The organism is Streptomyces sp. NPDC096310 (assembly GCF_044763125.1).
In the GTDB taxonomy this organism is placed as follows: Bacteria; Actinomycetota; Actinomycetes; order Streptomycetales; family Streptomycetaceae; genus Streptomyces.
Genome location: NZ_JBIWFO010000003.1, coordinates 113,565 through 127,483, shown reverse-complemented (window position 1 = coordinate 127,483; position 13,919 = coordinate 113,565). Strand labels below are relative to the sequence as shown.

11 protein-coding genes are annotated in these 13,919 nt (G+C 71.6%); 1 reads left to right on the top strand and 10 read right to left on the bottom strand.

Going from position 1 to position 13,919, the window contains the following annotated elements; translation table 11 throughout:
• Positions 1-20: 20 nt before the first annotated feature.
• The 10 genes from ACIQ7D_RS08840 to ACIQ7D_RS08795 all read right to left on the bottom strand — a co-directional run bounded on the left by ACIQ7D_RS08840 (position 21) and on the right by ACIQ7D_RS08795 (position 12,235).
• Positions 21-530, bottom strand: coding sequence for a hypothetical protein (locus ACIQ7D_RS08840; protein WP_403935308.1), 510 nt, complete (start codon positions 528-530; stop codon positions 21-23).
• A gap of 286 nt (positions 531-816) precedes the next feature.
• The gene (locus ACIQ7D_RS08835) at positions 817-3,126 is read right to left on the bottom strand and encodes a xanthine dehydrogenase family protein molybdopterin-binding subunit (RefSeq protein WP_403935306.1); all 2,310 of its coding nucleotides are present in this window, start codon (positions 3,124-3,126) and stop codon (positions 817-819) included.
• On the bottom strand, positions 3,123-4,502 hold the full coding sequence (locus tag ACIQ7D_RS08830) for a (2Fe-2S)-binding protein (RefSeq protein ID WP_403935304.1): 1,380 nt from the start codon (positions 4,500-4,502) through the stop codon (positions 3,123-3,125). Before ACIQ7D_RS08830 ends, ACIQ7D_RS08835 begins: the two co-directional genes overlap by 4 nt.
• Positions 4,499-5,395 carry an FAD binding domain-containing protein gene (locus ACIQ7D_RS08825; RefSeq protein ID WP_403935302.1) on the bottom strand — a complete coding sequence of 299 codons (897 nt, stop codon included), beginning with the start codon at positions 5,393-5,395 and terminating at the stop codon, positions 4,499-4,501. Before ACIQ7D_RS08825 ends, ACIQ7D_RS08830 begins: the two co-directional genes overlap by 4 nt.
• A 353-nt stretch (positions 5,396-5,748) precedes the next feature.
• Complete coding sequence (locus tag ACIQ7D_RS08820; protein ID WP_403935300.1) at positions 5,749-7,395, bottom strand: beta-N-acetylhexosaminidase; 1,647 nt, start codon at positions 7,393-7,395, stop codon at positions 5,749-5,751.
• Between the two features lie 141 nt (positions 7,396-7,536).
• A complete protein-coding gene (locus tag ACIQ7D_RS08815; protein WP_403935298.1) occupies positions 7,537-8,385 on the bottom strand; it encodes a carbohydrate ABC transporter permease in 849 nt (282 codons plus the stop codon).
• 83 nt (positions 8,386-8,468) lie between these two features.
• Positions 8,469-9,548 carry a carbohydrate ABC transporter permease gene (locus ACIQ7D_RS08810; protein ID WP_403935296.1) on the bottom strand — a complete coding sequence of 360 codons (1,080 nt, stop codon included), beginning with the start codon at positions 9,546-9,548 and terminating at the stop codon, positions 8,469-8,471.
• Positions 9,549-9,553: 5 nt separating this feature from the next.
• Complete coding sequence (locus tag ACIQ7D_RS08805) at positions 9,554-10,861, bottom strand: extracellular solute-binding protein (RefSeq protein ID WP_403935294.1); 1,308 nt, start codon at positions 10,859-10,861, stop codon at positions 9,554-9,556.
• 295 nt (positions 10,862-11,156) lie between these two features.
• Positions 11,157-11,456 carry a DUF3039 domain-containing protein gene (locus tag ACIQ7D_RS08800; protein WP_329826823.1) on the bottom strand — a complete coding sequence of 100 codons (300 nt, stop codon included), beginning with the start codon at positions 11,454-11,456 and terminating at the stop codon, positions 11,157-11,159.
• A gap of 218 nt (positions 11,457-11,674) precedes the next feature.
• The gene (locus tag ACIQ7D_RS08795; RefSeq protein WP_403935291.1) at positions 11,675-12,235 is read right to left on the bottom strand and encodes a YqgE/AlgH family protein; all 561 of its coding nucleotides are present in this window, start codon (positions 12,233-12,235) and stop codon (positions 11,675-11,677) included.
• 274 nt (positions 12,236-12,509) lie between these two features.
• On the opposite strand from ACIQ7D_RS08795, the gene murA reads away from it, so the two are divergent.
• Positions 12,510-13,850, top strand: a complete 1,341-nt coding sequence (gene murA, locus ACIQ7D_RS08790) for a UDP-N-acetylglucosamine 1-carboxyvinyltransferase (RefSeq protein WP_030355122.1) — start codon at positions 12,510-12,512, stop codon at positions 13,848-13,850.
• The last annotated feature ends 69 nt before the right edge of the window (positions 13,851-13,919 follow it).

Sequence of the window (13,919 nt, the reverse complement as noted above, 5' to 3'; positions counted from 1 at the left end):
CCGCGCCGAAGGCCCCGGCCCTACTGAGCTACGACACCGGCCGTGTCGCCCGGCTGCTCAGTGCTCTGGTCCTTCCCCGAGCCCGAACCCGGGCCCTGGCCCTGGCTCTTGTTCTGCTGCGCCGTCGGGTCCAGCTCCGGGTTGTAGTGCTTCTTCATGTTCTTCTGGATCTGGAGCATGCGCGCCCGAATATCGTCGTCCTCGCCCTCGTAGCCGTGCTTGGACGAGACCACGGCGATCCCCATGCCCTCCAGCGAATCCGCCAGGAGCTGCGAGAGGTCCTTCAGTTGGTCGATGACCGAGGTGTACGCCGCCGACAGGCCGTTCGCTTCCGCCCAGGCGCCGCCGTCCCCGCCGAAGTGGCTCCGGCCCACCGGTTCCTGGCTTACCTTGTCCGGGGCGGCCGGTGAGTCGTTCAGGTTGGTGATCAGCTTGTCGACGCGCTTCTTGAAGTCCATCATCGACTCGGCGTCGTAGAGCATGGAGGCCATCGCCGGATGGACCGAACGCAGCATGCTTTCGTCACTCACCGGCGTTCACCGGCCCCCTGGCCCGAACCCCCGGGCCCCCGGGCCCCCCGTTGTCCACGATCAGGACGTCCGTGATCAGCACGGATGCCTCCCCCCCCTTTGCCAACATCTGACTCTTGAGCTTAGCCAGTGGTGCTGACACCTCGCACTCCAAGGTCGCGACTGCAACGGGAATCACGTCGTCATCAGGCAGGGGGGACCCTGTTGATGACGCCGTTCCCGGGGAGCCTTCACACATGGGACGAGCACATCCGTGCGGAGTGGTCCTGCCCGTCCGGGTCGTGCCCTACCCGCCCGGCGCCGCCGCCACCGCCGCCTGGGGGCGGATCGGGAGGCGGCTGATGGGCCGGCCCGTCGCCGCTCGTACCGCTGCCGCCACCGCGGCCGGGGAGGTGACCACCGGGGCGGCGCTGGCGGGTTTGGCGCCGAAGGGGGCCACCACGTCGCGTTCCTCGACCAGGCGGACGATACGGATGTCCGGGGCGTCCAGGGAGGTCGGGAGTGCGTAGCCGGTGAGGTCGGGGCGGCGGATCAGGCCTCGGGTGGTGCGGAGGTTCTCCGTCAGGGCCGTGCCGATGCCCTGGGTGATGCCGGCCTCGATGCGGGTGGCGAGCTGGGCAGGGTTGAGGACGCGGCCGACGTCCTGTGCCACGGCCATCTCCACCACTCGGATCGAGCCGAGTTCGATGTCGACGTCCACCACCGCGCGGATCGCGCAGAAGGCCATGCCCACGAAGGCATCGCCCTGGCCCGCGTCGTCCAGGGGTTCCGTGGGGTGGGGGCGGCACTGGGCCGTGGCCCAGAGTTCCTTGCCGTCCATCGCCTCCGTGACGGTCGTGGAGAGCACGCCGTCGTACGAGGTGATCTTGCCGTCGGTGATCTGGAGCAGTTCGGTGGACATCCCGAACTTGTGGGCCAGCGGCTGGAGGAGCTGCGTACGGACCATCTTCGCGGCGCGTTCGACCGCGCCGCCCGAGACCCAGGTGTGCCGGCCGTGGGCCGCCGGGCCCGCCGGGGGCTGGTCCGTGTCGACGGGCGCGACCTGGACCTCCTCGATGCCCAGGGTCTCCTGGACGATCTGGCGGGCGAGGGTGGTGAAGCCCTGGCCGGTCTCGACGGCGGCGCAGATGACCGTGGCGATGCCGTCGTGGACCTTCACGGTCGCCGTGGAGACCTCGTCGGCGCCCTCGGCGCCGAGCATGTGGACCATGCCCAGCGCGTAGCCGACGCCGCGCCGTACCGCGCCCGGTTCGCCCGCGCCCTCGGGGCCGCCGGGGAGCAGCCAGGCGGCTTCCGGGGTGTCCTTGGGGAGGGCGGGCAGCGGGTAGTCCCGTACGGCGGTGAGCAGTTCGGCCACCGGGGCCGGGCAGGTCACCGTCTGGCCGGTGGGGAGGATGTCACCGGTGGCGAGGACGTTGCGCAGGCGCAGTTCGGCCGGTTCGAGGCCGAGTTTGGCGGCGAGCTTGTCCATCTGGCCCTCGTACGCGGCGCAGACCTGCATGGCGCCCTCGCCGCGGACATGGCCGGAGGGCGGGTTGTTGGTGCGTACGGCCCAGCCCTCGATGAAGGCGTGCGGGACGACGTAGGGGCCGCAGGCGAAGGCGACGGCCGCCGCGAGGGATTCGGAGGAGGCGTCGGCGTACGCGCCCGCGTCCAGCAGGATCTGGGCCTCGACCTTGACGAGGCGGCCCTCGGCGTCCGCGTGGTGGCGGTAGCGCAGCAGGGTGGGGTGGCGGTGGGCGTGGCCGAGGAAGGACTCCTCGCGGGTGGCGGCGAGTTTGACGGGGCAGCCGGTGCGCAGGGCGAGGAGCCCCAGCGGGATCTGGAAGCCGGGGTCCTCGCGGTCGCCGGTGGCGCCGGGCACGCCGGTGACGACGACCTTGACCTGTTCGGGTTCGAGGCCGAAGCAGGCGGCGGCCAGATCGCGGTCGGTGTGCGGGTCGGTGGAGGCCGTGTAGATCTCGACGCCGCCGTCCGGTCTCGGTACGGCGAGGCCCGCTTCGGCGCCGATGGGGGCGGGGTCCTGGCGGCCGATGCGGTAGAGCCCTTCGACGATGACCTCGCCGGTGAGGTCGGGGTCGCCGTAGCGCAGCGGGATGTGGCGGATGAGGTTGCCGTCGGGGTGGAGCGGTTCGGCGGCGAACGCCTTCTCCGGGTCGGTGACCGGTTCGAGCACCTCGTACTCGACGGCGATGGCGGCGGCGGCGAGCCGGGCCGTGTCGGGGTGGTCGGCGGCGACGGCGGCGATGGCCTCGCCGTGGTGGCGTACGACGTCGGCGGCGAAGACGGGGCGGTCGACGACGCTCCTGCCGTAGGCGGAGTCGCCGGGGATGTCGGTGTGGGTGACGACGGCGCGTACGCCGGGCATGTCGGCGGCGGCGGCCGTGTCGACGGAGACGATACGGGCGTGCGGGTGCGGCGAGCGCAGGATGGCCGCCCACAGCAGGCCCTCGGCCCACAGGTCGGCGGCGTACGGGAACGTGCCCTCGGTCTTCGCTCGCGCGTCGGCCGGCGCGAGTGAGGCTCCGAGGCCGTGCGCGGGCGGCTCCTGGTGGGGACCGTCGAGCGCGGTCCCGGTGGCCGCGTCGTTGCTCACGCCATGCCTCCGTCGGGCGAGTGCGGGTGCGGGTTCGGGTGCGGGGTCGGGTCACCGGCGGCGCCGGTCCCCGGGGGTGTCTGGTGCGGGACGCGCGCTTCCTCGGAGGCGGCGGCCGCGGCCTCCGCGCTCGCCTTGCGTTCGGCGACGACCTCGCCGACGGCGTCGAGGACGCCGCGGTAGCCGGAGCAGCGGCAGAGGTTGCCGCAGAGCGCCTGGCGGGTCTCCAGCTCCGTGGGGGCGTGGTTGCCCTCCAGGAGGTCGTGGACGGTCATGGCCATGCCGGGGACGCAGAAGCCGCACTGGACGGCTCCGCACGCCGCCAGGGCCCGCTGGACGTCGGAGGGTTCGCCGTCGACGGCCAGGCCCTCGACCGTACGGACCTCGGATCCGGCGGCGGTCGCGGCGGGGACGAGGCAGGAGGCGACGAGCCGGCCGTCGACCTGGACGTTGCAGGCGCCGCACTCGCCCTGGGAGCAGCCGTCCTTGGCGCCCGCGAGGCCGAGGCGTTCGCGCAGCACGTACAGGAGCGACTCGCCGATCCAGGCGTCGGTGACGGGGCGGTCGGCGCCGTTGACGCGCAGGACGTAGGAGCCCGAGGGGTGTTCGGCGCTGTCGTTGCTGTGGGTGAGCGGGGCGAGGTCGTGGTCGGGCGAGGGGGCGGGCGACGGGTCGGGCACATGGCCGGACGCGTGGCCGGACGCGTGGTCCGTTCCGGGGGCCGCTTCCGGCTCCGGTACGGGCGCGGCCTCGGGCTCCGGGGCCGGCTCCGGTACGGAGGTGTCCTCGGCCGGTTCCGGCGCCCAGGGCGCGGCGGCGCCGCCGGGCAGGGTCGCGGGCGGGGCCTCGCCGGTCCACTGGGAGGCCAGCACGGAGGTACTGAACTCGCCCGATTCGTCCGGGAGGTCGCCCCCGGCGACCGGAATCGTCCACTGGCCGGTGGGTTCGGCGGGCTCGTCGGCGGACGGCGCGCCCGCTTCCTGGACGACCTCGCTGAAGTTCCAGTGGCTCGTGCCCTGCGGCTCGTAACCGCCGGGCCCGTAGCCGCCGTGGCCGTACCCGCCCTGGCCGTAGTCTCCGCCCTGCCCGTACGCGGCGTCCTGGGCCCCTGCCACGGGCTGGGCGGCCCAGCCGCCGGGCACGGACTGATCGGGCCGTGACGGGTCGCCGGGGGCCTGTGGCTCGATGCTGGGCGGTACGTAGCCGTGCCCCGGCGCGGCCAGGGGCGCGTCCAGGGTGTCCTCGGGAGGCAGTTGGACGAAGGCGGTCGCCTCGGCGTCGTAGTCGCCGCCGTACGGGACCGGCTGCCAGCCGCCCTGGTGCGCGCCGTCCTGGCCAGGGCCGTGGCCGGATCCGGACTGGTCGTTGGTGGTCACGACAGCGCCCTCCCCAGTGCTCGTCGGGCCAGCGCGGCGACGGTGCGCCGCAGGTGCAGTACGGCGGCGGACGGGGCCGGCGCCTCTCCTCCGTCGACGGGCGGCGGCGGGTCCGGGATGCACGCGGCGGCGACGTACTCGCCGAACGCGGCGAGCGCTTCCTGCGCGAGTCCGCGCGCGCCGTCCCAGTCGATCAGCGAGGCGATCCAGCGCTCCGCCTCCAGCGGGCGCAGCGGCATCGGGGCGATCGCGCCGACCGCGCAGCGCACGCCGCGCCGCGCCGGGTCGAGGACGACGGCGACGGACGCGGTGGCGCGGCCGGGGCCGGTCCGTCCCGTGGCCTTGAGGAAGACCTGGGGGGCGTGCAGGAGCGGTACGCGGACGAAGCCGATGAGTTCGGCGGGGGCGAGCATCTCGCGTCCCGCCAGGAGGTGGGAGACGGGGATCTCGCGGCGCGCGCCGGCGGGCCCCGCGACCACCAGGTCGGCTTCGAGCGCGGCGAGGACGGGCAGGGCGTCACCGGTCGGGGCGGCGGTGGCGATGTTGCCGCCGAGGGTGCCGGCGTTACGGATCTGGGGCGGCCCGGCGGCGCGCGCGGACGCGGCGAGCGCGGGGATGAGGGCCGCGAAGTCGGGCCTGCCCATGCGCGCGTGGGTGAGACCGGCGCCGAGCAGGGCGTGGCCGTCCTGGTAGTGCCAGCCGCGCAGTTCGCTGATCCGGCCGAGGCCGACCAGTCCCGCGGGCCTCAACTGGCCCTTGTTGACGGCCGCCATCAGGTCGGTGCCACCTGCGACGGGCACGGCGGCAGGCCTCTCCGTGAGCGCCGCCACGGCCTCGTCGAGCGAGGCCGGCAGCGTCACGAACTGCGCCGTCTGCGGTGCGTGCGTGGTCAACCCCACTGCCCCTTTCCGGTGTCCCGGTGTCCCGCCTGTGTTGCCGTACCGTACGTGCTCACAGGCCGGACGTGGCAACTCTGGCACATCTTCGGGGCGGGGCGACGCGAGGGTCCACGAAGGACGCATCCGTCCCCGACCAGGGGGAAGGTCCGCTTTCACCCCTCTTCGCCGTCACATGCGGAATGCCACTCTTCGGCGGTCGTTGTATGACTTATCCGCCTGAGGTGACACGGAGTACGGCGCGCCTTCCTGTTGCCCGGAACCGGTCGGGACCGGCCGGGACCGGTCGGGACCGGCAGGGAGCCGGCAGGGCGCCGGCCCGAAGTCGGCCGGGACCGGGCCCGATACGCTCAGACCAGCGGCGGCGCCCCCTCGATCGGCCGTCCCGCGACGCCGGGCCGGCGCTGCCAGGGCAGCGGGCCGCCGGGCGGCCGGTAGGCGACCCCGAGGGCGTCGAGACGCCGGTAGTGCTCCGTCATCCGCTGTTCGAAGTCGGCGAAATCACGTTCCCCGGGGGCGGGCAGGGCCGACCAGGCGACCTCGGCGAACGCGGCGAGGCGCGGGAAGACCTGGTAGTCGACGCGGGAACGGTCCTGCATCACCTCGGTCCAGACATTGGCCTGGGTGCCGAGGACATGGGCGGCCTCCTCGTCGGTGAGCTGCGGGGGTACGGGTTCAAAACGGTAGACGTCCTCCAGGGTGCGGACGTATCCGATGGGCATCGGCTCGTCCTCGCCGGACGCCTGACGGTGGTCCAGGTAGACGTGCTGTTCCGGACACATGACGACGTCATGACCGGCGCGTGCCGCGGCGACCCCGCCCGCGTAGCCGCGCCAGGAGGAGACGGCGGCGCCCGGCGCGAGGCCGCCCTCCAGGATCTCGTCCCAGCCGATCAGGCGCCGCCCGCGCGCGGCGAGCCAGCGGTCGAAGTGGCGGATGAACCAGGACTGGAGTTCGTCCTCGTCCGCCAGGCCGAGTTCGCGGATCCTGGCCTGGGCCGCCGGGGAGCGCTTCCACTGGTCCTTGGGGCACTCGTCGCCGCCGACATGGATGAACGGCGAGATGTCGGCGGGGAAAAGATCGAGTATCTCGGTGAAGACGTCCTCGTAGAACCGGAGGGTGTTGTCGGTGGGGGCGAGTACGTTGTCATTGACGCCCCAGGTGTCCCAGACGGTGAGGGAGGCCGTGTCGATGACATCGGTGTTGCCGAGTTCCGGGTACGCGGCGATGGCGGCCTGCGAATGGCCCGGGATCTCGATCTCGGGGACGACGGAGATATGGCGCGCGGCGGCGTACGCGACGATTTCGCGGATGTCGTCCCGGGTGTAGTAGCCGCCGTGCGGTCTCTCGTCCCACAGGTCCGAGGCGCGGTGCCCCCATTTGGTGCGGCCCCGCCAGGCGCCCACCTCGGTCAGCCGCGGCCGGCTCCTGATCTCGACGCGCCAGCCCTGGTCGTCGGTGAGATGGAAGTGGAAGACGTTCAGCTTGTGGGCGGCGAGCAGATCCAGCCACCGCAGAATGTCGTCCTTGGGGGTGAAGTGGCGTGAGACGTCGAGCATCATCCCCCGCCACGCGAAGCGGGGCGCGTCCTCGATGACCGTCATCGGTACGGACCAGTGGCGCCCGGCGTCGAGCGGCGCCGCCCGGTACGCGTCGGGGCCGAGGAGCTGACGGAGGGTCTGGGCGGCCCAGAAGACCCCGGCGGCGCTGCCGCCGTCGAGCCGGACGGCGTCGGTGGAGACGGTGAGGCGGTAGCCCTCGGGGCCCAGTTCGCGGCCGATGTCCTCGCTGATCCCCAGGACGATCCGGTTGTCGTCGGGGCCGCTCTCCGGGAACGGCAGCCCGGTCGCGGCGCCGACGGCGGTACGGAACCACCGGGCGACGCCCTCCGTACCGGGTCCCGCCTCGACGGCGGTCCCGCTGTCGAGCGGATACGCGTCCGCTCCGCGTCCGTTCGGGGCCGGCCAGGCGCGCCGGGGGTCCGGGATCAGATCCATCGTGTGGTCCTCCTCGGTCTCACTCGTCTCACTGGTCTCACTCTTCCCGTTGGGCCCCGGCCTCAGCCCCGGTCCCTGTCCGGGTCTCGGTCCTGTCCCGGTCCCGGTCGTCGGGCCGGCGGGCCGTGACCGCGCCGTTCGTCAGTCCTTGACCGCGCCGCCGAGTCCGGAGACCAGGCGCCGCTGTACGAGCACGAAGAAAACCAGTACCGGAACGGTCATCACGGTGGAAGCGGCCATGATCCCACCCCAGTCGTTCTCGTCCGGTTTGAAGAAGACCAGCAGCGCCATGGGCAGCGTCGACTGGGAGGTGTCGCTGATGAGGAAGGATTTGGCGAACAGGAAATCGTTCCAGGTCGAGATGAACGAGAAGACGCTCGTCGCGACCAGCCCGGGAAAGACCAGCGGGAAAAGGATCTGCCACAGGAACCGGGTACGGCTCGCGCCGTCGATGTACGCGGCCTCCTCCAGCGCCTCGGGGACCGCCTTGACGAATCCCCGCAGCATCCAGACGGCGAAGGGCAGCGAGAACGCGAGATGCGGCAGGACCAGCGAGCCGAGGGTGTTGAGCAGCCCCGCGTCCCGCATCAGGAAGAACAGCGGGATGGTCAGCGCCTCGATCGGCACCATCTGCGCGACGAGGAACATGATGAGCAGGGTCGTACGGAACCGGAAGCGGAAGCGGGTCACCGCCGTCGCGGCGAGAAAGGCGATGAGCGCGGAGGCGATCACCACCGTCCCCGCGACCGCGAGGCTGTTGAGGAAGTACCGGCCGAATTCCTGCTGTTCGAAGACGCGCCGGAAGGAGTCGAGCGACGGGGAGAGCGTCCACGGGCGTGGCTCGGCCGACTGGATCTCCCCTGCGGGTTTGACCGCGGAGAGGACCATCCAGTACAGCGGGAAAGCCACGATCACGGCGATGAGGAGGGCGGAGGCCTCGGCGAGGAGCCGCCAGGGACGCCGTACCCCAAGGCGCATACCAAGACGCATGTCGGGACTCGTACCGGGACGCGCACCGGGAGTCGTACCGGAACTCGTGACGGAACGGATGCCGGGACGGATGCCGGGCTGGTTCACAGTTCTTCTCCCCTGCGTCGGATCAGGCGCAGATAGACGAGTGTGACCGCCAGCAGAATCAGCAGCATGACCACACCGATCGCCGAGCCCAGGCTGTACTGCGAGGACGCGAAGGCCTTCTGATAGGCGTAGACGTTGAGTACGAGATTCTGTCCGGCGATGCCCCCGCCGTTGGTCATCACATAGATCTGGGTGAAGACCTTGAAGTCCCAGATGATGGACTGGATGGTGACGACCACCAGGATCGGCCGCAGCATCGGCGCGGTGACCGAGCGCCAGGTCCGCCACTGCGAGGCCCCGTCGAGCGAGGCCGCCTCCAGCACTTCCGCGGGGATCGCCCGGATGCCCGCGTAGACGGTCACCATCACGAACGGGAACGAACACCAGACGACTTCGAGCAGGACGAGTGTGAACGCGCTGTACCGGCCGTACGTCCAGGAGAAGTCGCCCAGCCCGAGCAGCCGGTTGACGGGGCCGTGGTCCGGGTCGAAGAGGAAGACCCAGACGGTGGAACCGGTGATCGCGGGAGTGGCCCAGGCACCGAGCGCGGCGAGCATCAGCGCCAGCCGAGGCACGGCCCGTACCCGGGTCAGCAGGACGGCGAGCGCGCAGCCCACGCCGAGCGTGGTGACGACGCACGCAGCGGCGAACAGGACGGTCGCGAGCAGCACCTGCCAGAACTGGCCGTCGGCGAAGAGCGTGGCGTAGTTGCCGAACCCCTTGAAGGTGGTCGGCTCCCCGCCGCTGACCTGGGCCTGGGTGTACTCCAGGAACGAGATCAGACCGAGTTGGTAGATCGGGTAGACCAGCAGTCCGCCGAGGACGACGAGCGCGGGCGCGAGATAGAGCCAGGGCGTCCACCCCGCCTGTCCCGGCCGGCGAGCGGCCCGCCGGGAAGCGGGACGGGAAGCCGGACGGGACGTACGCCCCGAAGCGGGCCCGGAGGCGGCGCCGACGGCGCCGCCGGCCGGGTCCCCCGAAGCGGGCCCGGAGGGGACCCGTACGGCGGTTCCGGGCTCCCCCGCGGCGGTACGGTCCCGCGCCGCCCCGGCGGCCGGTCCTGTGGCCTTCGTCATCGCGCTCAGCCCGCGGCGTTGAACGCCGCGTCCATCTTCTTCGCCGCGTCGTCCGACGCCGCGGCGACGTCCTTACGGCCGCTCACCACCTCTTGCAGCATCGTCGGCAGGACCAGCGAGGCATCGATCTCGGCCCAGCCGGGCGACGCCGGAACGAACCTGGCGCCCGCGCCCAGCGTCTTCACGAAGGGCTCGATGAACGGCTGCTTACGCGCCGAGTCGGCCAGCACGTCCGTGTACGTGGGCAGGAAGCCCATCGCGTCGAACATCTTCGCCTGGGTCTCCTTGCCGGTGAACTCCTTCATCAGATCCACGGCGAGCGTGCGGTGCGACGTGGACCTGAGGACACCGATGTTGTTGCCGCCCGCGAAGGCCGGTGCGATCGATCCCGCCTCGACGCCGGGCAGCGGCACGACCGCGTACGCGCCCTTCACCACTCCCGCCTCGACGGCCGAATGGCTGAAATCGCCTCCGATCGCCATCGCGGCCTTCCCCGAGGCGAAGGCCGTCACCGTCGCGTTGCCGCCCATCGAGGCGCACTTGGCGGCGGGGCAGTTGTCGTCGCCGAAGAGGGAGGTGTACGCCTCGATGCCCTTGCGGGCGGCGGGGCTGTTGACGGTGGCCTTGTACGTACCACCGGCGCTCTCCTCGGCCAGTTCGCCGCCGTTCGCCCAGAGGAACGGCATGGCCCCGTACGTGTACGCGCCACCGACCGCGAGCCCGTACAGCCCCGGCTTCGACCGGTGGACCTTCTTGGCCGTGGAGATCAGCTCTGCCTGGGATGTGGGCGGTGTGAGCTTCAGGTCCTTGAAGACGTCGGTGCGGTAGTACAGGGCGCGGACGCCGACGAAGAGCGGCGCCCCGTAGATCTTGCCGCCGACGGTGACGGACTGCCGGGCCGTCGCGTCGGTGTCCTTGGCCTCGTCCCAGGCGTTGAATTCCGCCGTGACATCGGCGAGCCCGCCGTCCTTCACGTATCCGGCCGTGTCGGTGTTGCCGTACTCGATCAGGTCGGGGGCGCTCTTCGGGTCGTTGAACGCGGCCTTGACGCGCTGGGCGCGGGTCTCGACCGGGATGTACTCGACCTCGACCTCCGTTCCCGCGTGCTGCTCACGGAACGCGGCGACCGCCGCGTCGACGACCTTCTCCTTGGGCTTGTTGCCGACCTCCTGGAAGAGCCAGACGCGCAGGGTGCCGCTCTTCTCGTCCTTGGTCGCGCTGGTGTCGGAGGTCCCCGGGGCGCAGCCGGTGGCGGTGAGGCCGGCGAGCACCAGTGCCGCGACCGGGGTGGCCATGCGAACAGTGAGCTTCATCCCGAATCCCTACAGGTCGGCGTTGCATCTTGCGCAACGAGCGTTTCGTGCCGCACAACTGGCAGGGAGATTAAGCGCGTCCGGAACGCGCCCACAAGTGGTCTCAACCAATTCGTGACGCCGTACCGACGAACGCCCCCACCTCGTCCGGGGCACCGCCCAGGGCCGAACGGGAGACATTTCAGGAAACGCGCGGTGACGCACACGCGGGATGCGCACGGAACGCGTACGGCCCCCGGGGCACCGCGTACACGCGGTGCCCCGGGGGCCGTACGGAACGGAAGGCGGGCGGCGGCTACTTCTTGCCGCTGTCCTTGCCGCTCTTCCCCTTGTCCTTGTCCCCGCCGGGGCCCATGGACTCGTAGATCTCCTTGCACATCGGACAGACCGGGTACTTCTTGGGGTCGCGCCCCGGCACCCAGACCTTTCCGCACAACGCGACCACGGGAGTGCCGTCGAGCGCACTCGCCATGATCTTGTCCTTCTGGACGTAGTGGGCGAAGCGCTCGTGGTCGCCGTCGCCGTGCGACACCTGGGGTGTCGGCTCCACGAGGGTGCTTGTACCTGCCCCGCGATCGGGCTCAAGAGTGCTCATGGGAACCAAGGGTACCCACGCCTGAGGCATCACGGAGTAGCCGGGTCCGTGCACTCCGCAGCCGGACGGGCGCCCGTCGTGCCGACACGCCGGGCGCGGACCGCCGGGTGGCGAGTTCAAGCCACCGTCCCGGGCGCGCATGTCACCCCGTCGGCCGCCGCTCGCCGGCCCGTACGCCGGCTGTCACCCCGGTGGCCCGCCCGGCCACCGTAGCCCCTTCAGTTGAGGGAGGGGTCGTCCGGGTACGTCGCGACCATCGCCAGCTCGCCGCGCTGTCTGCGCAGCACCGCCCGCCACAGGCTCTCCGGGCGCGGTGACGAGACGTCCCCCGGCTCGGACTCCACCACGTACCACGCGCCTTCGCGCAGCTCCCCTTCGAGCTGACCGGGGCCCCAGCCCGCGTACCCGGCGAAGATGCGCAGCGAGCCGAGCGCCCGTGCCAGCAGCTCCGGCGGGGTCTCCAGGTCGACGAGGCCGATCGCCCCGTACACCCTGCGCCACCCCAACGGCCCCTCGTCGCCCGGGATCACGGCGAGCCCCAGCGCCGAGTCCAGCGAGACGGGTCCGCCCTGGAAGACCACGCCCGGCTCGCCCGCCAGCTCGCCCCAGGGCTCCAGGATGTCCCCGACACCCACCGGCGTGGGCCTGTTGAGGACGACGCCGAGCGAGCCCTCGTCGTCGTGATCGAGCAGCAGGACGACCGCGCGCTCGAAATTCGGGTCCGCCAGGGAGGGTGTCGCGACAAGCAGCCGCCCTGTGAGCGAGGACACCTCGGTCATGCGAGACATGATCCCGCATATTCGCCGTCCGCGGGGCGCGCCCGGCACAGTGGGCGTGCGCGCAGCTCAGGGCGCACGGCGGCAACGGGAGCGCACGGGCGGCGGGGAGCCGTGGCGGTGACCCTGCGCGAGGGACGTTCCACCGTACGTATCAAGGGTGTTCCCTTACGTGTCCATTACGTATCCGCCGCCGCCCGGGCCTTACGGCACAGGGGGTGCGGAGCCGTACCCTTTTCCTTGGCCACCCGCCCGCCCACTCCGGAACGCGAGATTCATGACCGGCACTGACGATGTAATGCTTGTTCACGGCGGCACCCCGCTGGAGGGCGAGATCCGGGTCCGCGGCGCGAAGAACCTGGTGCCGAAGGCCATGGTCGCCGCCCTTCTCGGCAGCGGCCCGAGCCGGCTGCGCAATGTGCCCGACATCCGCGACGTGCGGGTGGTGCGGGGACTGCTCCAGCTCCACGGTGTGACCGTGCGCCCGGGCGACGAACCGGGCGAGCTGATCCTCGACCCGACGCATGTCGAGAGTGCCAACGTCGCCGACATCGACGCGCACGCGGGTTCGTCCCGTATCCCGATCCTCTTCTGCGGACCGCTGCTGCACCGGCTCGGTCACGCGTTCATCCCCGGTCTCGGCGGCTGCGACATCGGCGGCCGGCCGATCGACTTCCACTTCGACGTGCTGCGCCAGTTCGGCGCGACGATCGAGAAGCGCGCGGACGGACAGTATCTGGAGGCCCCGCAGCGGCTGCGCGGCACGAAGATCCGGCTGCCGTACCCGTCGGTCGGCTCGACGGAGCAGGTGCTGCTGACGGCCGTGCTGGCCGAGGGCGTCACGGAGCTGTCGAACGCCGCGGTGGAGCCGGAGATCGAGGATCTGATCTGCGTGCTCCAGAAGATGGGCGCGATCATCTCGATGGACACCGACCGGACGATCCGGATCACCGGGGTCGACCGGCTGGACGGTTACACGCACCGGGCGCTGCCGGACCGTCTGGAGGCCGCGTCCTGGGCGTCGGCCGCGCTGGCCACCGAGGGGAACATCTACGTACGCGGCGCGCAGCAGCGGTCGATGATGACGTTCCTCAACACCTACCGCAAGGTGGGCGGCGCGTTCGAGATCGACGACGAGGGCATCCGCTTCTGGCATCCGGGCGGCTCGCTCAACGCGATCGCGCTGGAGACGGACGTGCACCCCGGTTTCCAGACCGACTGGCAGCAGCCGCTGGTGGTGGCGCTGACGCAGGCGTCGGGGCTCTCCATCGTCCACGAGACGGTGTACGAGTCGCGGCTCGGGTTCACCTCGGCGCTCAACCAGATGGGCGCGCACATCCAGCTCTACCGGGAGTGCCTGGGCGGCTCGGACTGCCGCTTCGGGCAGCGGAACTTCCTGCACTCCGCGGTCGTGTCGGGCCCCACGCGGCTCCAGGGCGCCGATCTGGTCATCCCCGACCTGCGGGGCGGTTTCTCGTATCTGATCGCGGCTCTGGCGGCACAGGGCACGTCCCGGGTGCACGGGATCGATCTGATCAACCGCGGTTACGAGAACTTCATGGACAAGCTGGTGGAGCTGGGCGCGAAGGTCGAGCTGCCGGGCGGCGCGCTCGTCTGACCGTCCCGTCCCGCGCCGCTGTGGCCCCCGCTCCCCGGAGCGGGGGCCACCGGCGTTCGCGGGTGGCGC

Coding starts and splice junctions, on each gene's coding strand:
- ACIQ7D_RS08820 (WP_403935300.1), bottom strand. CDS start 7,395: ATGGATCTGATCCCGGACCCCCGGCGCGCCTGGCCGGCCCCGAACGGA.
- ACIQ7D_RS08815 (WP_403935298.1), bottom strand. CDS start 8,385: ATGCGTCTTGGTATGCGCCTTGGGGTACGGCGTCCCTGGCGGCTCCTC.
- ACIQ7D_RS08810 (WP_403935296.1), bottom strand. CDS start 9,548: ATGACGAAGGCCACAGGACCGGCCGCCGGGGCGGCGCGGGACCGTACC.
- ACIQ7D_RS08805 (WP_403935294.1), bottom strand. CDS start 10,861: ATGAAGCTCACTGTTCGCATGGCCACCCCGGTCGCGGCACTGGTGCTC.
- ACIQ7D_RS08800 (WP_329826823.1), bottom strand. CDS start 11,456: ATGAGCACTCTTGAGCCCGATCGCGGGGCAGGTACAAGCACCCTCGTG.
- ACIQ7D_RS08795 (WP_403935291.1), bottom strand. CDS start 12,235: ATGACCGAGGTGTCCTCGCTCACAGGGCGGCTGCTTGTCGCGACACCC.
- murA (WP_030355122.1), top strand. CDS start 12,510: ATGACCGGCACTGACGATGTAATGCTTGTTCACGGCGGCACCCCGCTG.